We start from the raw sequence: 22448 nt of genomic DNA on the forward strand, positions 1-22448 counted from the left end.
CACGGACCCGCGGGGGCAGGGCGCTTGGGACTCGGAGACCCGCACCGGGGCGCGGGTCGGTGTCGGCCGCAAGCGGCCGGTTGGTGGCGTGCCGCCCGCAGGGGCTATGTGATCGTGACTCGTAGGATCCGGTCGTCCCCGGGCTTGGGCGTCCCACGCCCATCCGTATTACTCGTGCTCAGCAGCAGCGTCCCCTCATCGACCGCCACCACCGTCCTCAACCGCCCGTACTTCGACGCGAAGAACGCCTGCGGCGGAGCCGCCAGCTTCGGACCGTCCAGCGGGACACGCCACAGCCGTTCCCCCCTGAGCGTCGCCATCCAGATGCAGCCCTGCGCGTAGGCGATCCCACTGGGGGACGCCACATCCGGATGCCACTGCGCCACCGGATCCACGTACCCCGCGCGGTGCGCGATCCCCTCCACCACCGGCCACCCGTAATTCTTCCCGGGCTCGATCAGATTGAGCTCGTCCCACTTGTTCTCGCCGAACTCCGAGGCCCACAGTCGCCCCTGCGCGTCCCACGCCAGACCCTGGACATCGCGGTGACCGCTGGAGTAGACGAGCGACCCGTCGGTCGGATTGTCCTTCGGGGGCTGACCGTCCGGCGTCATCCGCAGGATCTTCCCGCCGAGCGAGGACGGGTCCTGGGCCAGCTCGCGCTGCCCGGCCTCACCGGTCCCTGCGTACAGCATCCCGTCCGGCCCGAAGGCGATCCGCCCGCCGTTGTGGATCGTGCCGTGCGGAATGCCCCGCAGGATCGTGTCGGGCGCCCCGAGCTGCTCGCCCTTGGCCCGCGAGGGGTCGTAGAGCAACCGCGCGATGCGATTGTCCGACACCGTCGAGAAGTACGCGTAGATCAGATGGTCGGACCCGAAGTCGGGGGAGGTCGCGAGCCCGAGCAAGCCGTCCTCGCCGCCCTGCGTGTGGGTGACGCCGGGCACGATGCCGATCTCGTCCGCCGTCTTCTTGTCCGGGTCGACCCGGAGGATGTGCCCGCTGTCCCGGGAGCCGACGAGCAGCGCACCGTCGGGCAGCCGGACCAGGCCCCAGGGCGACTTGAGGTCGGTCGCCACCGTGCCGGTGACCTTCGCCGTGCCGGTCGCGGGCGCCGCCGAACTCGTCGCGTCGGTGGAAGGGGACGCGGTCCCCGGCGCGGAGGGCGCCGAGCCGGTCGTCGGCCCGGTCCCGGTCGACCCCGTCGGCGCGCTCCTCCCGGGCTTGGAGAAGATCGGCGACGGTGTGCCGCCGCCCGAGCACCCGCTCAGCAGCAGCGCGACCGCCGCGGCCCCGGCGGTCACGGCCGATACGGCGGTACGACGGGCGCCTCGGCGGCGCCCGTAGGTCCGGCTCACTGATCTCACACTCATCGTCAGCTCTCGCAACGCGACTGGCCCCCTCGTTCCGGCCAAGCACATCACACACCGGCCCCACCCCGCGCGCGATCACGCTCAACCGGTGGACGCGGGCGGCCCGCCGCAAAGGCACAGGCCCCGGCCCCGCTCAGTCCCAGGACCCCCGCGCCGCCGGCAGGTCCGCGATCTCCGCGAGGTCGGCCGTGCTCAGCGTCAGCTCCGCCGCGCCCGCGTTCTCCGCCGCCCAGCGGGCCCGCTTCGTGCCCGGCACCGGCACCACCGAGGGCCCCTGCGCCAGCACCCACGCCAGCGCCACCTGCGCGGCGGTCGCGCCATGGCGTTCGGCCACCCGGCGCAGCCCCACCACGATGGGCTGATTGGCGGCCGTCATCTCGGCGGTGAACCGAGGATGCCGGGCCCGCAGGTCGTCGCGTTCGAACCCCTCACCGGGCACCAGCGTCCCGGTCAGAAAACCGTTCCCCAGCGGCATCGCGGCCAGGAAGCCGACGCCGCGCGCCGTGCACCACGGCAGCAGCTCGTCCAGCGCCTCGGCGGCCCACACCGACAGCTCGGCCTGGACACAGCCGACCGGGAAGACCTGCTGGGCGCGGACGAGATGGCCGATCGTCTCGTCGTGCAGTTGGGCGCCGGTGCGGCGGTCGCCGCGGGCGCCCACCGCGCACAGCCCGAGCGCCCGTACCTTCCCGGCCGCGACCAGCTCGGCCATCGCGCCCCATGTCTCCTCGATGGGCACCTCGGGGTCGACCCGGTGCAGCTGGAAGAGGTCGATCGTGTCGGTCTGGAGCCGGCGCAGGGACGCGTCGCAGGCCCTTCTGACGTACCCGGGACGGCCGTTGGCCACGAGGTGCTGCTCGCCGACGAGCAGCCCGCACTTCGTGGCGACGAACGCCTCGCCCCGACGCTCCTTCAGGACGCGCCCGAGCAGCAGCTCGTTGGTGAAGGGCCCGTACATGTCCGCGGTGTCCAGCAGCGTGGTCCCGCGGTCGAGCGCGGTGTGCACCGTACGCAGCGACTCCTCGCCGTCCTGACGGGAGGCGCTGTACGCCCAGTTCATCGGCATGCACCCCAGACCGACCGCGCCCACCTCCAGCGCCGCAGCGCCGACCGTCCTGCGCAACACCTCTGTGACCTCTCCCCGATCCCTTCGCCGCCGCCCCACTGTGTCACAGCCGCCGTGCCCTAGCCTCCTGACCATGACTGATACAACCCGAGGCCAGAGCGCCGGAGGACGGCGCCCCCAGGTGTGGCTGTCCTTGCCGCCGGAGGAGATCGAGGGACTGCCGGACGCCTTCGACTACGTCTTCTGGGACGGCGCCGACGAGTTCCCCGCCGACCCGGCCGACGCCGCCTTCTACGTCGTCCCCTACATGAGGGGCGAGGAGGCCGGAGCGCGTCCCCTGCCGCTGATGCGCAACGTGCGCGTCATCCAGACCCTGAGCGCCGGCGTGGACCACATCACGCCGCATCTGCGTCAACTCCCGCCCGGCGTACGGCTGTGCAACGCGCGCGGGGTGCACGAGGCGAGCACCTCGGAGCTCACCGTCGCGCTGATCCTGGCCTCGCTGCGGGGCCTGCCGCGCTTCGTCCGCGGGCAGGACAACGAGAAGTGGTACGCCGGGTTCTACCCGTCGCTGGCCGACCGCGAGGTGCTGATCGTCGGCTACGGCTCGATCGGCTCGGCCGTCGAGGACCGGCTCGTGCCCTTCGAGTGCGAGGTGAACAGGGTCGCGCGCGGCGCGCGGCAGGCGCCCCGCGGGCCGGTGCACGCCCTGGAGGAGCTGCCCCGGCTGCTGCCGACCGCCGATGTGGTGGTGCTCACCACCCCGCTGACCGAGCAGACCAGGGGCCTGGTGAACGCGCCCTTCCTGGCCGCGATGAAGGACGGCGCACTACTGGTGAACGTGGGGCGCGGACCGGTCGTCGACACCAAGGCGCTGCTCGCGGAGACCGAGTCGGGCCGGCTGACGGCGGCGCTGGACGTCACCGACCCCGAACCGCTGCCGCCCGGGCACCCGTTGTGGCACGCGCCGGGGGTGCTGATCAGTCCGCACGTCGGCGGCAGCACCTCGGCGTTCCTGCCGCGGGCCAAACGGCTGATCCGCTCCCAGCTCGCCCGTTTCGCCGCGAGCGAGCCGCTGGACAACGTGGTGGGGTCCAGTTGACCTCCGCCTGACGCGACGCGGACGTACGGCGGACACCGCCCGGACGTACAGCCGGTGCACGGCTGACGCATGGCCGACACACAGCGGGTCCGCGGCCGACATCCGCTGTTCGCCAACCCCCTGACGATTACACACAGTAGAAGAAGCCTATCCCTGAGTGACCAATCTGGTGTATCGTCCAGACCAGGGGGCATGCCGCGACCGGCACACCGCGGTCACGGCGATGCGAACGACGAGGATGCGAAGGGGGGCGACGGGCGATGCACGACCGACGGGGTATCTCGATCAGGCGGGCCCCACGCGCCGTACGACCAACAGCCGTGCGCCGGCGCGCGGGAGGCGGACCGGCCGGGCGCCCGGGCGCTCCCGGGCCGTCCGCCGCGCGCCGGGTCGCCGCCCTGCCCGCAGCCGTACGCCGGGAAGCCGCCCAGCGGGCTGCCGTACACCCGGTCGCCGCCCTGACGGCCGCCGCACGCCGGGTCGCGCCGTGACCGCCACCGGCGCGGTGCTCGTCCCGCCGCAACCGGTTCCTGGCGGCCGCAGCGGCCTGGTGCCCCAACTGCTGCTCGCCCTGGTGTGCGGCGGTTACACCACCGGCGCCGCCCTGGGCTGGGGCAGCACCGAAGTCGCCCTGGTCATGGGCGACTTCGGGCTCGCCGCCGCCGCGGCCGCCGCCACCGTCTCCGCCCTGCTCTACGCCCGCACCGCCGCGGGACCCCACCGCCCCGCCTGGCTGCTGTTCGCGGTCTCCTCCGCGATGGTCACCCTCGGCAACGCGATCTGGGGGTGGTACGAGGTGGTGCTGCGCCGCCCGGTGCCGCAGACCTCCGCCGCCGACTACTGCTTCCTGATGTTCGCCCCGCCGGCCATCATCGGGCTGCTGGTGCTCGCCAAACGCCCGGTGACCAGGGCCGGCTGGGTCTGCCTCGCCCTGGACACCTGGCTGATCGGCGGCTCGCTGCTCACCTTGTCCTGGAGCCTGGCGCTCGCCCACGCCGCGGAGTTCGACGGCCCCAGCACCGCGCGCACCGCGCTGTCGCTCGCCTATCCGCTGCTGGACATCGTCCTCGTCAGCATGGTGCTGGCCCTGCACTTCCGCCGGACGGCCAACCGCGCCGCGGTCAACACCGCCATCGCCGCGCTCGCCCTGACCGTGCTGTGCGACGCCCTGTTCACCTCACCGCTGCTGCGGGCGCACTACCGCTCGGGGCAGGTGCTCGACGCGGGCTGGTTCGCGGGCAGCCTGCTGCTGGCGTACGCCCCCTGGGTCGCCGCGAGCCTCCAGCCGGCCGCCGCTCCGGTCGCCGCCCCCGGCTCGGACACCGGAGGGGCCACCCGCAAGGTCACGGGCTCGATGACCGCCCTCACGCCCTATCTCGCGGCCGCCGTCTGCACCCTCGGCATCCTCTACAACGTGATCACCGGCCAGAAGTGCGACCGCGTCGTGCTGCTCACCGGCTCCACCGTGGTCATGGCCCTGGTGATCAGGCAGGGCATCATGCTGCTCGACAACATCGCCCTCACCCAGGAGCTGGCCCAGCAGGAGAACCACTTCCGCTCCCTGGTGCAGGGGTCGAGCGACGTCATCATGATCGCCGCGCCCAGCGGGGTGCTCCGCTATGTCAGCCCCGCCGCCCAGGGTGTCTACGGCCGCGACCCCACGGAGCTGGTCGGCACCGAGCTGGCCGCGCACATCCACCCCGACGACATCGGCCGTGTCGTGCACGAGGTGCGCCGCTTCCTCGCCGCCCCGCCCGGCGACGAGCCCGCCACCCGGATCGACTGCCGGATCCGCTCCGGCCACGCCCGTGACGGCCAGGAGGGCTGGCTGCATGTCGAGTCGACCGTCAACCGCTACCAGGGCGGGCTGATCTTCAACAGCCGGGACATCACCGAACGGGTCAGGTTGCAGGCGCAGTTGCAGCACAACGCCTCCCACGACCCGCTCACCGACCTGCCCAACCGCGCGCTGTTCACCGAGCGCGTCGGCAACGCGCTCACCGGCCGGCGTGCGGCGGACACCAGGGCCGCGGTGCTCTATGTCGACCTCGACGGCTTCAAGGCGGTCAACGACTCGGCCGGCCACCAGGTCGGCGACGACCTGCTGGTGCAGGCCGCCCGCAGACTCCGCGACTCGCTGCGCGCGGGGGACACGGCGGCCCGGCTCGGCGGCGACGAGTTCGCCGCCCTGGTGTGCGCGCCCGGACCGGCCCCGACACCGGCCCTCGGTCCCGAGCCGGAGCCCGACTCCGCCGCGGGCCCGGACCCCGGGAGCGGCGACCCCGAGCCCGGCCCCGGCCGTGAGTCCGGCGCGGAGCGGGAGGCCCGTGAGGCCCGCGACCAGCGCATCCGCGACATCGCCGACCGGCTGCGGGCCGTGCTGTCCGAGCCCTACTGGGTGGACGGCGTCGAGGTCCGGGTCGGTGCCAGCATCGGTATCGCCTACGCCGAGGCCGGCGCCACCCCCGGCGAGATCATGCGCCGCGCCGACCTCGCGATGTATCGGGCCAAGCAGGCGGGCAAGGGCCGTGTGGAGCTGTACGCGCCGCAGATGCAGGCCGACGCCGTACGCCGTACCGCGCTGGCCGGGCGGCTGCGCAAGGCGCTGGACGACGGAGAGTTCACCCTGCTGCACCAGCCCGTGGTCGAGCTGTCCGGCGGCCGGATCACCGGCGTCGAGGCCCAGGCCCGGTGGCGCTCCGCCCAGGGCATACTCCTGACCCCCGGCGAGTTCCTGCGCGCCGCCGACGACGGCGACCGCAGCTTAGACCTGGGGCGGTGGCTCCTTGAGCACGCCGTCGAGCAGGCGGCGCTGCGGTACGGCGCGGGCCACCGTATCCCCGTCACCGTCCGGCTCTCCGCCCGCAGACTGCTCCACCGCGACCTGCCCGCCACCGCCGTGGAGAAGCTGCTCGCCCGCCATGAGCTGCCCGCGGGCGGCCTGGTGCTGGAGGTCACCGGCTGCGACCCCCGGATCGTCCCCGAGGAGCTGGAGTACCGGCTGACCGGCTTGCGCGGGCTCGGCGTCCGGATCGCGCTGAGCGGTTTCGGCCGGGGCCACGGCGCACTCGGCGCGCTGCGCGCCCTGCCGGTGGACCTGGTCAAGCTCGACCGCACCTTCGTGGACGGCCTCATCGAGTCCGCCCGGCTGCACAAGATCACCAGCGGACTGCTGGGGATCGCCGCCGATCTGGGGGTGCGTACGGTCGCCGACGGCATCGACCGGCCCGAGCAGGTCCAGACACTGCGCGACATGGGCTGCACCCACGGCCTGGGCATGGCATTCTCGGGCCTGCTGGACGAGAATCGGCTGCGCGGCTCGCTCTCCCGCGGCCGCTATCCCGTGCCCCGGGAAACACCTCGCGAACAGGCCGCGTCGCGTACCCTGCCGTTTTCGGCCAGTCGCTCAAATGCTGAGACGCCTGTCCCACCGGCTTGACACCCCAAGGGGGACGGGAGGAAGGTCAAACCCATGCGCACCCGAATTCTCGTACTTGGAAAGCGCGTCGGCTGACCGAGGCTCTCATCGCCTCGCACCCACCGGCGCGCTCCCCTCGCTTGCCTGACGGCACGAGGGGTTTTTTGTTGTCCGGTACCCAGACAAACCCTCATCTTCGAGAGAAGAGAACGCAGATGACCGAGCAGGCCACCGGGTCCCACCACCCGCAGCCGCGGACCCGAAGCGCGGCCCCCGCCGCCACCGCCGAGCGGATGACAGGCGCACAGGCCCTCATCCGCTCCCTTGAGGCCGTCGGCGCCGACACCGTATTCGGTATCCCGGGTGGCGCGATCCTGCCGGCGTACGACCCGCTCATGGACTCCTCCAAGGTCCGCCACATCCTGGTCAGGCACGAGCAGGGCGCGGGCCACGCCGCCACCGGCTACGCCCAGGCCACCGGCAAGGTCGGCGTGTGCATGGCCACCTCGGGCCCCGGCGCGACCAACCTGGTGACGCCGATCGCCGACGCCCACATGGACTCGGTGCCGATCGTCGCCATCACCGGCCAGGTCGCCTCCCAGGCCATCGGCACCGACGCCTTCCAGGAGGCGGACATCTGCGGCATCACCATGCCGATCACCAAGCACAACTTCCTGGTCACCGACGCGGCCGACATCCCTCGGACCATCGCGGAGGCGTTCCACATCGCCGCCACCGGCCGCCCCGGCCCGGTCCTGGTCGACATCGCCAAGGACGCGATGCAGAACCAGACCGTGTTCAGCTGGCCGCCCCAGCAGGACCTGCCCGGCTACCGCCCGGTCACCAAGCCGCACGCCAAGCAGATCCGCGAGGCCGCCCGGCTGATCAACGAGGCCAAGCGCCCGGTGCTGTACGTCGGCGGCGGGGTGATGAAGGCCCGTGCCACCGCCGAGCTGCGCATCCTCGCCGAGCTGACCGGCGCCCCCGTCACCACCACCCTGATGGCGCTGGGCTCCTTCCCCGACAGTCACCCGCAGCACATCGGCATGCCGGGTATGCACGGCGCCGTCTCCGCGGTCACCGCCCTGCAGAAGTCCGACCTGATCATCGCGCTCGGCGCCCGCTTCGACGACCGGGTCACCGGCCGGCTGGACACCTTCGCGCCGCACGCCAAGATCGTGCACGCCGACATCGACCCGGCCGAGATCTCCAAGAACCGCACGGCGGACGTGCCGATCGTCGGCGACGCCCGCGAGGTGCTGGCCGATCTGATCGTCGCCGTCCAGGCCGACCACGAGGCCGGTCACAAGGGCGACTACACCGAGTGGTGGAAGCAGCTCGACTCCTGGCGCGAGACCTACCCGCTCGGCTACAACCAGCCCGCCGACGGCAGCCTCTCCCCGCAGCAGGTCATCGAGCGGATCGGCCAGCTCGCCCCCGAGAACACCCTCTTCTCGGCCGGCGTCGGCCAGCACCAGATGTGGGCGGCGCAGTTCATCAAGTACGAGAAGCCGTCCATGTGGTTCAACTCCGGCGGCGCGGGCACCATGGGCTACGCCGTCCCGGCCGCGATGGGCGCCAAGGCCGGTATGCCCGACGCCACGGTCTGGGCCATCGACGGCGACGGCTGCTTCCAGATGACCAACCAGGAGCTGGTCACCTGCGCGCTCAACAACATCCCGATCAAGGTCGCCATCATCAACAACGGCGCCCTGGGCATGGTCCGCCAGTGGCAGAACCTGTTCTACGGCGAGCGCTTCTCCAACACGGTGCTGCACTCGGGCGCCGAGAGCGTGCCCGGCTCCACCCGCGGGGTCGGCTCGATCGAGAACCGGGGCACGCGCATCCCGGACTTCGTGAAGCTGTCCGAGGCCATGGGCTGCGTCGGTCTGCGCTGCGAGTCCCCCGACGAGCTGGACGCGGTCATCGCCAAGGCCAACTCCATCAACGACCGCCCGGTCGTCGTCGACTTCATCGTCCACGAGGACGCCATGGTCTGGCCGATGGTCGCCGCCGGCACCTCCAACGACGAGATCATGGCCGCCCGCGATGTCCGTCCGGACTTCGGCGACGACGTCAACGACTGAGCCAGGACGAGAGAAGGAACCCCGCAATCATGTCCAAGCACACGCTCTCCGTCCTGGTGGAGAACAAGCCCGGTGTCCTGGCGAGGATCACCGCCCTGTTCTCCCGCCGCGGCTTCAACATCGACTCGCTCGCGGTCGGCACCACCGAGCACCCCGAGATCTCCCGCATCACGATCGTCGTCAACGTCATCGACGAACTGCCGCTCGAACAGGTCACCAAGCAGCTCAACAAGCTGGTGAACGTGCTGAAGATCGTCGAACTCGACCCGGTCGCCGCCGTCCAGCGCGAACTCGTTCTGGTGAAGGTGCGGGCCGACAACGAGACCCGCTCCCAGATCGTGGAGATCGTCCAGCTCTTCCGCGCCAAGACCGTCGACGTCTCCCCGGAGGCCGTCACGGTCGAGGCGACCGGCGGCGCGGACAAGCTGGAGGCCATGCTCAAAATGCTGGAGCCCTTCGGCATCAAGGAACTGGTCCAGTCCGGCACCATCGCGATCGGCCGCGGCGCCCGTTCCATCACCGACCGCAGCCTGCGCGCGCTGGACCGCTCCGCGTAAGCCGCCCGGTACCCCGGGTCGCGCGGGCGGCCACCGCCGGCCCCGCGCGACCCGATCCGCATAGCGAGACCCCGAAACCAGTTTCGCCCGCCCGTCGTACGGTGGGCCGTACAACCGATCCAAGGAGAGACCCGAAGTGGCCGAGCTGTTCTACGACGACGACGCAGACCTGTCCATCATCCAGGGCCGCAAGGTCGCGGTCATCGGATACGGCAGCCAGGGCCACGCCCACGCGCTGTCGCTGCGTGACTCGGGCGTCGACGTGCGCGTGGGGCTGCACGAGGGCTCCAAGTCCAAGGCCGTGGCCGAGGAGCAGGGCCTGCGTGTGGTGTCGGTCGCCGAGGCCGCCGCCGAGGCCGACGTCATCATGATCCTGGTGCCGGACCCGATCCAGGCCCGTGTGTACGAGGAGTCCATCAAGGACAACCTCAAGGACGGCGACGCGCTGTTCTTCGGCCACGGCCTGAACATCCGCTTCGACTTCATCAAGCCGCCGGCCAACGTCGACGTCTGCATGGTCGCCCCCAAGGGCCCGGGCCACCTGGTCCGCCGCCAGTACGAGGAGGGCCGCGGCGTCCCCTGCATCGCGGCCGTCGAGCAGGACGCGACCGGCAAGGGCTTCGAGCTGGCGCTGTCGTACGCCAAGGGCATCGGCGGCACCCGGGCCGGCGTCATCAAGACCACCTTCACCGAGGAGACCGAGACCGACCTCTTCGGCGAGCAGGCCGTGCTCTGCGGCGGTACGTCCGCGCTGGTCAAGGCCGGTTTCGAGACGCTGGTCGAGGCCGGTTACCAGCCGGAGATCGCGTACTTCGAGTGCCTGCACGAGCTCAAGCTCATCGTGGACCTGATGTACGAGGGCGGCCTGGAGAAGATGCGCTGGTCGGTCTCCGAGACCGCCGAGTGGGGCGACTACGTCACCGGCCCCCGCATCATCAACGAGAACACCAAGGCCGAGATGAAGAAGGTGCTCGCCGAGATCCAGGACGGCACCTTCGCCAACGCCTGGATCGCCGAGTACAACGCCGGCCTGCCGAAGTACAACGAGTACAAGAAGGCCGACGAGGACCACCTGCTGGAGACCACGGGCAGGAAGCTCCGCAAGCTCATGAGCTGGGTCGACGAAGAGGCGTAAGCCTCGGTTCGACACCTTTTCCACCGGCCCCGGGCGGCTCTGCCGCCCGGGGCTTTGTACGAAGCGAAGAACCCCTCCGGGTGATCCTTCCATTTCGTCGAAGGCCGCCGTTCAGGGCGCCGATACACTGCCTTAACAAGCGCGTCAGGCTCACAGCGTCGTGCGTCTTCCACGCGGCAAGCCAGCACCCCGCAAGGTGGATTTCCTGCCTGGAGCGGTCGAACGGGACCGGCCGCCTAAGAAGGACAAGTGAGGACCACGTGAGCCAGAAGCCTGTCGTACTCATCGCAGAAGAGCTGTCGCCCGCCACGGTGGACGCGCTCGGCCCGGACTTCGAGATCCGGCACTGCAACGGCGCGGACCGAGCCGAGCTGCTGTCCGCCATCGCCGATGTCGACGCCATTCTGATCCGCAGCGCCACCAAGGTCGACGCCGAGGCCGTCGCGGCCGCACGTAAACTCCGGGTCGTCGCCCGCGCGGGCGTCGGCCTGGACAACGTGGACGTCGCCGCCGCCACCAAGGCCGGCGTCATGGTGGTCAACGCGCCGACCTCCAACATCGTCACCGCCGCCGAGCTGGCCTGCGGCCTGCTCATCTCCACCGCCCGCAACATCGCGCCCGCCAACGCGGCGCTGAAGAACGGCGAGTGGAAGCGGAACAAGTACACCGGCGTCGAGCTGAGCGAGAAGACCCTCGGTGTGGTCGGCCTCGGCCGGATCGGTGTGCTGGTCGCCCAGCGGATGTCGGCCTTCGGTATGAAGATCGTCGCGTACGACCCCTATGTGCAGCCCGCGCGCGCCGCCCAGATGGGTGTCAAGCTGCTCTCGCTCGACGAGCTGCTCGAACAGTCCGACTTCATCACCGTGCACCTGCCCAAGACGCCCGAGACGCTGGGGCTGATCGGCGACGAGGCGCTGCACAAGGTCAAGCCGTCCGTGCGGATCGTCAACGCGGCGCGCGGCGGGATCGTGGACGAGGAGGCGCTGGCCTCCGCCCTCAAGGAGGGCCGGGTCGCGGGCGCGGGCCTGGACGTCTACTCCAAGGAGCCGTGCACCGACTCGCCGCTGTTCCAGTTCGACAACGTGGTGGCCACCCCGCACCTGGGCGCCTCCACCGACGAGGCCCAGGAGAAGGCGGGTATCGCGGTCGCCCGCTCGGTGCGGCTCGCGCTCGCCGGTGAGCTGGTGCCGGACGCGGTCAACGTCCAGGGCGGCGTCATCGCCGAGGACGTCAAGCCGGGTCTGCCGCTCGCCGAGAAGCTCGGCCGGATCTTCACCGCGCTCGCGGGCGAGGTCGCGGCCCGCCTCGATGTCGAGGTGTGCGGCGAGATCACCCAGCACGACGTCAAGATCCTCGAACTCAGCGCGCTCAAGGGCGTGTTCGAGGACGTCGTCGCCGAGACGGTCAGCTATGTCAACGCGCCGCTGTTCGCCCAGGAGCGCGGGGTCGAGGTGCGCCTCACCACCAGCTCCGAGTCGCCCAACCACCGCAACCTGGTGACCGTCCGCGGCACCCTCGCCGACGGCACCGAGGTCTCGGTCTCCGGCACGCTGGCCGGCCCCAAGCATGTGCAGAAGATCGTCGCGGTCGGCGACGAGGACGTGGACCTGGTCCTCGCCGACCACATGGCCTTCCTCCGCTACACCGACCGTCCCGGCGTGGTCGGCACCCTCGGCCGCATCCTGGGCGAGGTCGGCGTCAACATCGCGGGCATGCAGGTCGCCCGTGCGGCGGCCGGCGGCGACGCGCTGGTCGCGCTGACCATCGACTCGTCCATTCCGACCGGTGTCCTGTCGGACATCGCGGCGGAGATCGGCGCGACCTCGGCCCGCGCGGTCAACCTCACGGACTGACCCGGCCCCGCACCACAGCCGTCGGCCCGCCTTCCCCGCACCGGGGGAGGCGGGCCGACGCGTTCAGGGGCCGGCGTCAGGCGGGGGTGTGGGTGGGCCGGCCCGGCGGCGTCGTGGGGGTGACGGGCGGCCGGTCCTCGGGGTAGGCGGCCGCGGCGACGGCGGTGGCCGTACGGACGAAGGCGGCGACGGCCGGGGAGCGGGACTCCTGGGGCCAGGCCAGGGCGAGTTCGAGGGGCGAGAGGTCGCTGACGGTCCGGTAGGCGATGTCCGGCCGGGGGTGGCGCCGGGCGATCGAGGCCGGCGGGAACCAGACGATGGTGCCCAGTTCGATCAGGTTGAAGATCTGGGCCAGGTCCAGCCGGCGGGGCGCCGGCGTCACCAGGGTGTGGGACGCGGGCCGCCGGTCGTCGTCGCGGGGCTCGACGGCGGGGACCGGGGGGAGTCCTTCCCGGTCCGCGGGGCCTCCGTCGGGCAGGACCCTCCCCGCGAGGTCGGCCAGCCGCAGGCAGGAGTGCGCGGCCAGCGGATCGGTCGCCGCGACGGCGAGCAGGCGCGGTTCGGTCAGCAGCGGTTCCACATCCAGGCCGCGGTCGTCGAACGGTCCGGGCAGCAGCGCGATGTCCGCGCTGCCGTCGCGCAGCGCCGGCTCCTGATCCCCGCGTCCGCCCAGCATGAGTTCCACCGGGAGGGCGGCCGCCTCGTTCTGGTAAGCGGCGAAGATCTGCGGCAGCAGCCCACCGTCGTAGTCGGCCTTGAGCGCCAGCCGCAGCCCGGGCTCCGGCTGCCCGGCCCGCCGGGTCCGCCGGGCCGCGGCCGTGACCGCGTCGAGCGCCGTCCGCGCGTCGCGCAGCAGGATCTCGCCGGCGGAGGTGAGGGCGACCCGGCGTGTCGTCCGCTCCATCAGTGTCACGCCCAGCTGCCGCTCCAGCTCGCGGATCGCCCGCGACAGCGGGGGCTGCGCCATGCCCAGCCGCTCCGCCGCCCGTCCGAAGTGCAGTTCCTCGGCGACGGCCACGAAATACCGGAGCTGTCTGACCTCCAGATCACTCATACCTCCACGGTATCAGTGGCGCTGTGATCGGTCCTTCAGATCCGCCGCCGCTGCGGCTTCACTGAGGAACGTCACCGGCGAGCGGGCCCGGACCACCGCGTCACACGGCCGGCCCGCCCGCCCTCCCACAGCACTTCTGTCAGGGGTTTCCCATGATCGTCATCACCACCCCCACCGGCCAGATCGGCCGGCAGGCCCTGGCCCGCCTCCTGGCCGCCGGAGCGCAGGTCCGGGTGATCGTGCGCGACGCCTCCCGCCTCCCCGCCGCGGTGCGCGACCGGGTCCAGGTCGTCCAGGGCTCGCACGGAGACCCCGAGGTGGTCACCGAGGCCTTCGCCGGGGCGGACGCCGTCTTCTGGCTGGTACCGCCGGACCCCCGCGCGCCCAGCCTCGACGCCGCGTACACGGACTTCAGCCGGCCGGCGAGCGCGGCCCTCAAGGCACAGGGCGTCAAGCGGGTCGTCGCCGTCTCGGCCCTCGGCCGGGGAACGCCCATGGCCGACCACGCCGGACACGTCACCGCGTCCCTCGCCATGGATGACCTGCTGGCCGCCACGGGGGTCGGCTACCGGGCGCTCACGATGCCCTCGTTCATGGACAACCTGCTGCGCCAGACGGAGCTGATCAAGAACCGGGGCATCTTCACCTCGCCCGTCTCCGGCAGCCGCTCGATGCCCACCTGCGCCGTCGGCGACATCGCCGCGGTGGCCGCGGAACTCCTGCTCGACGACACCTGGAGCGGCGTCGAGGAGGTGCCCGTGCTGGGGCCCGAGGACCTTTCCTTCGACGACATGGCCCGGATCATGGCCGAGGTGCTCCAGCGCCCGGTCCGCTTCCAGCAGGTACCGGGCCCGGACTTCAAGGCCCGGATGACGCAGTTCGGAATGTCCGACGCCGTGGCCCAGGGTCTGCTGGACATGGCGCTGGCCAAGGACGCCGGGCTGGACAACGCCGTGCCACGCACCGCCCGGTCCAGTACGCCCACCGGCTTCCGCCAGTGGTGCGAGGACGTGCTCAGGCCGGCCGTCCTCGCCTGACCCGCCGCGACCGAAGGCCCGAGGTGTAGGGAGCGCGAGATCGTGAGCACGAGTTCCTGCGGAAACGTCGGAATGCGCGAGTGATGAGCACTGCTCGTGTCGGCTGATCATGAGCAAAAACCGCTACCAGAATACTGAGTGCGGTCACTTTGAGTAGTGGAGGCCCCGTGATTCGCACTCCCGACGTTCGGCCGGGCGTCAGGTCGGCTGACCGCGTGCTAAGCGGTCCATATGTCGGTGCGGAGGCATCCTCGGTCAGGGACGGTACTGCCACTGTGACGGGCCCCAGGCGCGGCCTTCGGCAGCGGCAGGCTTCCCTGCGTGGGTGCCCCTATCTCTGGAGACCCGTTGCTGTGGCAGACGGTCAGGACGAGGGTGGGCTGACCGGCTTGAGCAGCCGGACATGGCGCCACACGCTCGTGTAGTCACGCTGGGCCTCCCGCACCCAAGAAGGGGGCGCGTGCCAGTCGACGGCCACCTCGCGCTCGCCCCACGCCACCTGCATGATCCGGCGGCCAGCGGCGAAGCTCTCGACGACGTCACGGCGCAGGAACAGCAGGTGCCCGCGCCAGGGCTTGTCCACGCTGAAGGCCGCAGAGGCGCGTCGGCCGTCCAAGCCCACGAGGTCCAGGGTGCCGGGCAACTGACGCAAGCCGAACCGGGCGGCGAATTCGAAGGACGGCACATTGTACGACCCGTCCAGAGCACTCTCCGATTCACTGTCGGAGGAGAACTCCACAGCGACTTGATCGAAACCGATGCCTTCATGGTCCTGCCAATGCCGCCGAATTTCCGGCTGTGGGGAAGCGGCTGATTCGGGGGCGAAAGCTGGGTCAAACCTGGAGCTCCAGGGCATCTCAGTGGCCAGAACGCCGCGAGCCGTCGGCAGTGAGGGGAAGAAGTCGTTTCCCGGATAGGCCTGCTCTGCGGCGAACTGCCGTGCGCGTTCGGCATCTTCGGGGGCCAGAAGAAGGGTCCGGAAGAAACCGAACACCGTCCGGCCTTCATGCTCGTGGGCCAGGTAGCCCTCGGCCAGGAGCCAGCCGTCGTCCAAGCCATGGATCTCTACCGGAGACCACAGGCGGTCGGGGACTGCCACACTTCCTGACGTGACCCAGGTCTGATGGTCCCTGGACTCCACGGATGCCCACGGCGGAAGGGGCACGGGCGCGGCAGGAGGCTTGTCGGGAAAGCCCGGGTCGATATCGGGCATGAAGCGTTCCGGTTCCCCGAAGGGCGCCGGTGCCCGTCCGGCGTCCACGAGACGGCCGACCATTTCGTGATAGGCGATCCAGCTGTACTTCTTGCCGTAACGCTCCACCTTCCTGGAAGAGCCGTAACGACGCTCTGCACTCATGGCGATGCCCTCGTCGAGGCTACCGAACTCGTCGCTGCGCCAGCCGAGTTCCCAGACACGAGCCCTGACTTCGGCGCGGGCCTGACGGAAGTCTGGGTGGGTGTAGTCGTAGTTGCCGCGGTTGTTGATTGCAGCGCCGATGACATAGTTTTCGAAATCCATGCCCATGGTGCGGTCGCATTCCCCTGCATGGGGATCGTCGTCGGCCATCACATTGGCGGGCCCCGCGGCGGCAAACTTCAGGGCGCGGGCGTCAACATTGTCCGGGACGGCGGCGGGGTGGAGAGCGACAGCGAACTCAAAGGTCGCCCGCACGTAGCCGCGCAACTGCTCGTGAGAGGTGGGCATGGACCCGCCCTCGAGGAAGCTGTCGTGCAGCTGCGCCAGCCAGTCTCGCAGCGCCGGCTCGAACGCCCCTGCGGGATCCGGCATCTGGTGGGTGCTGGCGGCACCGAACGCGGCACCGACGAGACGCTCGACGATGTAGGGGTCATCAACTTCGAGCATCATGGCCGCGAGGTCGAACAGCCGCTTGGGCTCCGGCCGGCCGTACCGCTGGAGGGCCTTCGTGGCGAGGTCACGCAAGACCGTGTCAGTTGAGGCCAGCAGCCAGGAGATGGCCAGCGCGTCCAAGTCGTCGCTTTCGGTGCGGCCTGCCCGGCCGTCCCATCGGCTGACCGCCCGCTCCAGAGCCGTAGTAAGCACTCCTGGGGCTTGACCGCGGACCCATTCGGTCCAGTACGGGTCGCGTTGCGCAAGGGGAATCCGCCGAAGCACCCGATCAAGGAATACGGCGTTCAGGCGGTGCTGGGCAGACCTGCGGACCTCCCACAGGCGATCGAACACATGACGGTTGCCGGACGTACCGGACCAGCGTGTGCCGATCAGGGCCTCGAGAGCGCTGACGGTCTCGTCATCCAGGAAGCCGGACTCGGTGGCGAGCTCGCAGGTGAGCACGAAATCGCGGTGCTCGGCTGGCGCCGCGCGCCAAAGATGAAGCTTGGTGAAGCGGCGTGGGAGCAGGCCGATCAGCCCGATGGTGACATCCTCGCCGAGGGAGTGCGCCTGCTCGCCAAGGAGGCGTTTCCACAGATCCGGCTCCGCGAGCTGCCTGCTGACACTGGCGTAGGTCATACGTACCAAGAACGATTCGGCGATCAGATATCCGGCGAGCCGGTCGAACGCAAATGCGCACTCGGTGTCGTCGAAGCCCTCCGTCTCCTGGCGGATCAGGACACCCTCCTCCACAAGGCGCCGGAAGAGGCTCTCGTCCCAGTTCGGCTGGCCCGCATCGAGGATTTCTCTGGCCGTGTCGGATGGGAGACGGCGGAGCTGATGAGTCCACATGTGCCTGGCGAGGTCCGCGAGGCGGCGCTTGATCTGGTCAGCGGGCACGTGAATGCGCGCCGGGTCGAAGGCCAGGCGTTCGGCCACACCATCGAGATAAAGCTCGAAAACACCGACCAGGGACTGAGGCAGCGCTTCCGCGCCCACCGGTGTCTGTCGTTTGGGGTTCGTGGCCTCGCAGTACATGCGCACGAACAGAGGACTGCCGAAGGCGACCGTCGGAAGCCAGGCATCGGACGGATTGATCTTGTACTCGCGAAAGTAGACCTTGAGGATCTCGACGACTTCCGCTTGCTGCCACTCCAGGTCCAGCCGCGCAGTGCCCACAGGGAGAAGCTGGTCGGCGTGTGCTTTGCGAAGGGTGACAATGACCAATACGTAGGGGTAGTCGCCCAACGCCGGCACCAGCTCGGCGAGCAGCCTGCGCCATCCAAGTGGCCGCTCGGCCTCGTTCAGCCCATCGATGACCAACGGGATACGGCAACCTGCGCGCATGCCAGTCGAGTTAAGCGCCTCCAAGAGCCCCTCGATACGGTCGGCCTTCACCCCGGGGATCCGACGCGCGAGGTCGTCGAGAGAGCCGCCCGATTGCAAGCTGCCGCCTTGGACGAACACCCCTGCTGTTGGTCGGCCGGTCGGTGCGGTCATCTGTGCAGAGAGATGCGTCTTGCCCTGTCCGGCGGCGGCGGCGACGGCGAGCAGCGGCGCATCGGCATCGGCCCGCGTGGTGCTGATCCACTGGACGATGTCACGGATCTCCGCCCCAAGACCGGTCACCAGCAGGGCCTCGGGTCGCTGATACCTCCGCAGCTTGGCTACCAGGCGCTTCAGCGCGCGTGGAGAAGTCGCTGGTGGCTGCTGGTTGGCGAGCCGTTCACGGACCTCCCCGGGGCGAAGACTCCTGCCGGCGTCGATAATCTCTTTCAGTTCCGCGACGAACCGGTCCAGGTCGTCGGCGACCACTGAGGCATCGACGCGGGAGTCCGAATTTAGGCTGTCGAGAGCGATGCGAAGCGCGTCAGCCCGGGTTTCAACCTCATCGGTACGCTGCTGCAGCCAGTCGAATGCCGCCGGGCGCAGCAATGCCCGGTCGATGTGGTGCTCCGCTGAGGTGGAGGTGTGCAGGCGGGGCATCCATCGGAGACGGACGGGCGCAACGGACCGCTCGTGAGCGTGTTCCAGCGCTGTTGGGGTGAGGGTGAGTTCGCCGAAGAAGGTGGCGCGCAACTCGTCATGCCCGGCCAGTTCGGCGTCGAAGTTCTCGGCGCACCACAGCTTGACCTTGACGGTTCCTTGGCGGAGGCTGTCGATCCATTCCTCATCGCTCTTTGCCGGCCGCTGTGGCAAACAGAGAACGAAATCGGTTAGCCCCTTGACGTGCGTGACCGCCAGCTTGAGTGAGTCCTCGATCAGTTCACGTTGGCGGCTGGTGAGCTGGTTCTTGCCATTGAGGATGAACCACTTGCACGACCAGCCCCAGACCCTGCCGGGATCTCCCAGGGCACCGACGTGGTCGACGCAGAGGTAGAACTCGACGCCGGGCTGGTTGCGTCGCTCCCGCATCCTTCCCAGCGCGCCGTAGCGCCGGGAAACCACCGCCCGCGTTAGGGCTTCGAAGTTCTGGTCGGCGGCACCAGGCAGGCGATCGAGATCAGTCAGATCCACTGTCGCTCCGCTCGCGCACATCCGACCTCGGTGTCGCGTCCTCGTTCCATTCGTGACGGGAGAACACCTCGACCTTCGCGCCATAGTGGAGGAGCACCTTCAAGAACCCCTGTACGTCGGACTCATCGGTCCAGAGCCTGACCGTCTCGGCGTTGCGGGTGACGCTGTGGTCGAACGCGTAGTTGTCGACGTCGGAGCGGCCCATGTCGTATAGCTTCATTTCGCCCAGTGCGTCGCCAAGTTCGCGGGGCATGCGCTCATCGTGGCTGCGCCAATCGTCGTCGGACCAGGTGCCTTCAGCGAGTTCCTGCAGTGCCTTCATACATTCCTCGGCCGCCTTCGCGCCGGTTACTTCTTGAAAGCGGCCGATCATGACGAGGTTCATCGAGTGTTCCGAGCCGTATCCGTTCCAGATCCTCATCGTGTTCCTCTCAGCGCCTGGACGGCATCCATAATGGAGGCGCCGACCGGTGTTCCCGCGGAAGCGTAGGCGTGAGGGCGTAGGATCCCTGCAGCGTCGACGTGCATGTGCGCCTCCAAGGGATCCTCCCCCGGGAGGGCCTCCGCGACGGGCAGCGCCGCTTCGAGGCCGGTGCGGGAGATCGCGAGGCGTACCCCGGCCCTGGCAGCCGAGACCCATTCGACGAGGCGCTGAGCGTCGGCCTCGCTAATACCAGGGGTGGCCGCAGTCGGTTGCTCCGGCAGGAGCAGCAGCTCGGAGGCGCCGACATCGGCCGCGAACCTGGCGACGTCGTCCAGTTCATCGACGGTGTCGGCGTTGACCACCGTGTTGATTCCGAACGGGACAAGGGAGGCGAGCAGAGAGGCCGCGCGGACCACGGAGGTGAATGGCTTGCCGCGGAGCCGCTCGTAGGTGGGTCCGATTCCGTCGACCGACAGACGGACGAAGTGCACGGCGCCGCGCAGAGACTCGGCGAAGTCGGGCGTCAGCCGGTGCCCGTGCGTGGTGAACGTCACCGCCATCGACGTGGACTGGGTGATGTCCGCGCACAGTTGAGAAAACCTGCGGTACGCGGTCGGCTCCCCGCCTCCGAAACCGACGCCCAGGCACCCGGCCGCATCGAGCTCGACCGCCCAGGCCAGTACGTTCTCGGGGTTGAGAGCCGCAGCATGCTTGGGCGCGTAGCAGTACAGGCAGTGGAGCTCGCACGCATTCGTCAAGGCAACAGACAGGTACCGCGGTGCGGGAGAGAACTGCTCAGCAGCGACAGGCACCTCATCGAGCAGGACGTTCATCCCAGAGGCGCGGTCAAACAGGTGAACGCCACAAGCGGACAGGCGGATCTTGCACGGCATCGACGACATCATGCCACCAAGGCCAGCGGCGGCGAGGTGTGAACGGAGAATATCGCTTGCTGGCGTTTCATCTCTGGTTCTGATGGTCCGGTTCCGTGCCAGGTCGGAGTGGTTTCACCGGTCAGTCGGCGGGTCATGAGGTTGATCATTTGCTAGACAGCACCTGCGACGTGGGCGTTCTCGCCCGCCTGCTCGCCAGCACGCTGGCCAAGACTCAAAGTGTGCTCAGGTTGATCGGACTGGGCCCCTGGGGCGCCCTCATGGAGGGCGCCCCAGGGCTGTTTCGCATGGCTTGGCTTGCCATGAGGCTCTGCCTGCGACCAACTCAGCCGATCGCCGAGCGCGCGAAGGCGACTGTGGCGCCGAAGGCTGCTCCTCCGGCGAGCGCGGCGGTGGCCAGCGGGTTGCCGGAGGTGTAGGTGAGGAACCCGGCCGCCGCGGCGGCCTGCAGACTGATCAGAAACACCACGGCGGAGCGTAGGCTCAGCAGCGGCTCCTGAGACCTGTCGTTTCTCGCCATCAGTTTGCCCCCGGGATGTGAGCCTTGGCCCGCGCGACGATGTCGTCGCCCAGCCGCAGGAGCTTGCGCCGTACCCGCTCGCCGACGGCGACGTCCTGGCCGTCGAGCTGGGGTGCCTGGCGCCAGTTGATCGGGGCGTTCTCGGCCCAGACGCGCGCCACTCGCTGCTCCGTGTCCTTCAATCGCCTGGTCGCATAGCGGACGTGTCGGTTGTCGAAGTGCTCGGCCCATGGCATCACAGAGGCGATGGCCAGGGCCTCCGGCCCCGGCTCGGGGGAGAGTAGGTCGATCCCCTCCTCCATGTGGCCGATCCTGTGACCGATGACCTGGTGATCGCCGTCCAGGTCGTTGCCTTCCCGGGCGCACTGCCGCAGAACGGCACGGACCGCGTCGGCGTCCTGGAGGTCGACCTGGTTCTCCCACTCTCGGAGGATCAGCGCCATAGCCAGGGCCTGGGCATGGTCCTCCGTGGGGGGCCGGAGACGAAGGTGCGTGTAGAGGAACTCGCGCATCGGTTCGTGGTCGTCGTGCAGGTAGGCATCCAGAGCAGCCCTTGCCAGCCAAACGATCGGCGCCCCAAGACTCTCGATCAGCCGGGTGATGGATCGCAGCGGTTGCAGCAACCCGTCTGGGAGTCCTCGCAGCAGGCCGACACCCGTCAGATTAGGCATGGCGAAGACACGGTTCCAGGCCGACGCCATCGCGTCGCCGAGCGGGTTGAACTTGGGCATCCTCAGGCGGAGCGAGGCCAGGCCACTGCTCATGACTCCGGTCGAGGCCAGCCGGACGGCTGGCGTGTCGAACAGCGCCAGCCTGTCCAGCGCAGGAGAGCCGAGGATCGACGCCGGTGACCGGCGGGCGAAGTTGTTCATCGCGTCGGCGAGGGTGTCCAGAGCGGTGAACTGCGTATTCAGCCGGGCGATGCTCGTGTCGAACAGGGACAGCTCCTTCAGTGCGGAGGAGATACGGAACACCGGTGATGAGTCGGTGAGGCGACTGCCGGTCAGCTTCGCGAACCCGATTGAGGCGATCGTGTCGCCGAATGGGTTGTACTCGGGCAGCTTCAGACCGAGCGAGACGAGGCTGCTGCCCATCATGCCGGTCTTGGCGAGCCGGGTGGCGGGCGTATCGATGAGGGACAGCTTCTCCAGCGCGGTGGAGGCGATGCTGACCGCCGGCGGGCGACCAGTCAGCTGCTTGCCGACTGCCTCAGCGAGCTGCCCGCCGACGATGTTCGCGGCGCCCATGGATGAAAGCGCAGACCCCGCAGCGGTGAACTTGAGCGCCGGTGACATGCCGGCCAACACCTTTCCCAGGCTGGGGGAGGTGGGGACGGTCTTCAGAAGGGGGAACAACGTGGCCACTCGGCCCTCCTTGATTCGGAAGTGTCTCTACTTCCTGGTGGCGGGAGCAGGCCGTTCCGGCAATAAATCTTCATCGCCACAATGTGATCTGTATCACCGCCGTGATGCTGGTCCCCCGGATCTCGGTGTCCCGCCTCCAAGGTAATGGTGGTCCCGGACAGCGGTGGTGCTCGTAGATCTTGAGGGTCTATCAGGATTT

General features: G+C 69.6%; 15 protein-coding genes. 7 read left to right on the plus strand and 8 right to left on the minus strand.

Going from position 1 to position 22448, the window contains the following annotated elements; all coding sequences use genetic code 11:
* Window positions 1-104: 104 nt before the first annotated feature.
* Both OHA30_RS26535 and OHA30_RS26540 read right to left on the minus strand, forming a co-directional pair.
* Window positions 105-1301, minus strand: coding sequence for a PQQ-dependent sugar dehydrogenase (locus OHA30_RS26535; RefSeq protein WP_328916393.1), 1197 nt, complete (start codon window positions 1299-1301; stop codon window positions 105-107).
* A gap of 202 nt (window positions 1302-1503) precedes the next feature.
* The gene (locus OHA30_RS26540; protein ID WP_328916394.1) at window positions 1504-2496 is read right to left on the minus strand and encodes an aldo/keto reductase; all 993 of its coding nucleotides are present in this window, start codon (window positions 2494-2496) and stop codon (window positions 1504-1506) included.
* Between the two features lie 73 nt (window positions 2497-2569).
* Here OHA30_RS26540 and OHA30_RS26545 point away from each other — a divergent pair, with 73 nt between their 5' ends.
* The 6 genes from OHA30_RS26545 (at window position 2570) to serA (ending at window position 12588) form a co-directional block, all read left to right on the plus strand.
* A complete protein-coding gene (locus OHA30_RS26545) occupies window positions 2570-3538 on the plus strand; it encodes a 2-hydroxyacid dehydrogenase (protein ID WP_328916395.1) in 969 nt (322 codons plus the stop codon).
* Window positions 3539-4025: 487 nt separating this feature from the next.
* Window positions 4026-6977, plus strand: coding sequence for a putative bifunctional diguanylate cyclase/phosphodiesterase (locus OHA30_RS26550; RefSeq protein WP_328916396.1), 2952 nt, complete (start codon window positions 4026-4028; stop codon window positions 6975-6977).
* 194 nt (window positions 6978-7171) lie between these two features.
* Window positions 7172-9043: an acetolactate synthase large subunit gene (locus OHA30_RS26555; protein ID WP_328916397.1), complete on the plus strand. Its 1872-nt coding sequence runs from the start codon at window positions 7172-7174 to the stop codon at window positions 9041-9043.
* A 29-nt stretch (window positions 9044-9072) separates the two neighbouring features.
* Window positions 9073-9600, plus strand: a complete 528-nt coding sequence (ilvN, locus tag OHA30_RS26560; protein WP_328916398.1) for an acetolactate synthase small subunit — start codon at window positions 9073-9075, stop codon at window positions 9598-9600.
* 136 nt (window positions 9601-9736) lie between these two features.
* Window positions 9737-10735, plus strand: a complete 999-nt coding sequence (gene ilvC / locus OHA30_RS26565) for a ketol-acid reductoisomerase (protein WP_328916399.1) — start codon at window positions 9737-9739, stop codon at window positions 10733-10735.
* A gap of 260 nt (window positions 10736-10995) precedes the next feature.
* Complete coding sequence (gene serA / locus OHA30_RS26570) at window positions 10996-12588, plus strand: phosphoglycerate dehydrogenase (protein WP_328916400.1); 1593 nt, start codon at window positions 10996-10998, stop codon at window positions 12586-12588.
* Window positions 12589-12664: 76 nt separating this feature from the next.
* Here the strand turns inward: serA and OHA30_RS26575 are convergent, their stop codons facing one another.
* Entirely contained in the window at window positions 12665-13642 is a 978-nt protein-coding gene (locus OHA30_RS26575; RefSeq protein WP_328916401.1) for a LysR family transcriptional regulator, read from the minus strand.
* A gap of 152 nt (window positions 13643-13794) precedes the next feature.
* Here OHA30_RS26575 and OHA30_RS26580 point away from each other — a divergent pair, with 152 nt between their 5' ends.
* On the plus strand, window positions 13795-14679 hold the full coding sequence (locus OHA30_RS26580) for an NAD(P)H-binding protein (RefSeq protein WP_328916402.1): 885 nt from the start codon (window positions 13795-13797) through the stop codon (window positions 14677-14679).
* Between the two features lie 364 nt (window positions 14680-15043).
* Here the strand turns inward: OHA30_RS26580 and OHA30_RS26585 are convergent, their stop codons facing one another.
* The 5 genes from OHA30_RS26585 to OHA30_RS26605 form a co-directional block, all read right to left on the minus strand.
* Window positions 15044-19048 (minus strand): hypothetical protein, encoded by a 4005-nt coding sequence (locus OHA30_RS26585; RefSeq protein WP_328916403.1) that lies wholly within the window; start codon window positions 19046-19048, stop codon window positions 15044-15046.
* On the minus strand, window positions 19035-19469 hold the full coding sequence (locus tag OHA30_RS26590; protein ID WP_328916404.1) for a DUF6375 family protein: 435 nt from the start codon (window positions 19467-19469) through the stop codon (window positions 19035-19037). Before OHA30_RS26590 ends, OHA30_RS26585 begins: the two co-directional genes overlap by 14 nt.
* Window positions 19466-20365, minus strand: a complete 900-nt coding sequence (locus OHA30_RS26595; protein WP_328916405.1) for a radical SAM protein — start codon at window positions 20363-20365, stop codon at window positions 19466-19468. The genes OHA30_RS26590 and OHA30_RS26595 overlap by 4 nt, the downstream gene beginning before the upstream one ends.
* 325 nt (window positions 20366-20690) lie before the next feature.
* Complete coding sequence (locus OHA30_RS26600) at window positions 20691-20831, minus strand: hypothetical protein (protein WP_328916406.1); 141 nt, start codon at window positions 20829-20831, stop codon at window positions 20691-20693.
* 53 nt (window positions 20832-20884) lie between these two features.
* Window positions 20885-22249: a hypothetical protein gene (locus OHA30_RS26605; protein WP_328916407.1), complete on the minus strand. Its 1365-nt coding sequence runs from the start codon at window positions 22247-22249 to the stop codon at window positions 20885-20887.
* Window positions 22250-22448: the final 199 nt, after the last annotated feature.

The sequence above is a fragment of the Streptomyces sp. NBC_00223 genome (genome assembly GCF_036199905.1).
GTDB lineage: Bacteria > Actinomycetota > Actinomycetes > Streptomycetales > Streptomycetaceae > Actinacidiphila.

Coding starts and splice junctions, on each gene's coding strand:
- OHA30_RS26545 (WP_328916395.1), top strand. CDS start 2,570: ATGACTGATACAACCCGAGGCCAGAGCGCCGGAGGACGGCGCCCCCAG.
- OHA30_RS26590 (WP_328916404.1), bottom strand. CDS start 19,469: ATGAGGATCTGGAACGGATACGGCTCGGAACACTCGATGAACCTCGTC.
- OHA30_RS26575 (WP_328916401.1), bottom strand. CDS start 13,642: ATGAGTGATCTGGAGGTCAGACAGCTCCGGTATTTCGTGGCCGTCGCC.
- ilvN (WP_328916398.1), top strand. CDS start 9,073: ATGTCCAAGCACACGCTCTCCGTCCTGGTGGAGAACAAGCCCGGTGTC.
- OHA30_RS26555 (WP_328916397.1), top strand. CDS start 7,172: ATGACCGAGCAGGCCACCGGGTCCCACCACCCGCAGCCGCGGACCCGA.
- OHA30_RS26595 (WP_328916405.1), bottom strand. CDS start 20,365: ATGCCGTGCAAGATCCGCCTGTCCGCTTGTGGCGTTCACCTGTTTGAC.
- OHA30_RS26580 (WP_328916402.1), top strand. CDS start 13,795: ATGATCGTCATCACCACCCCCACCGGCCAGATCGGCCGGCAGGCCCTG.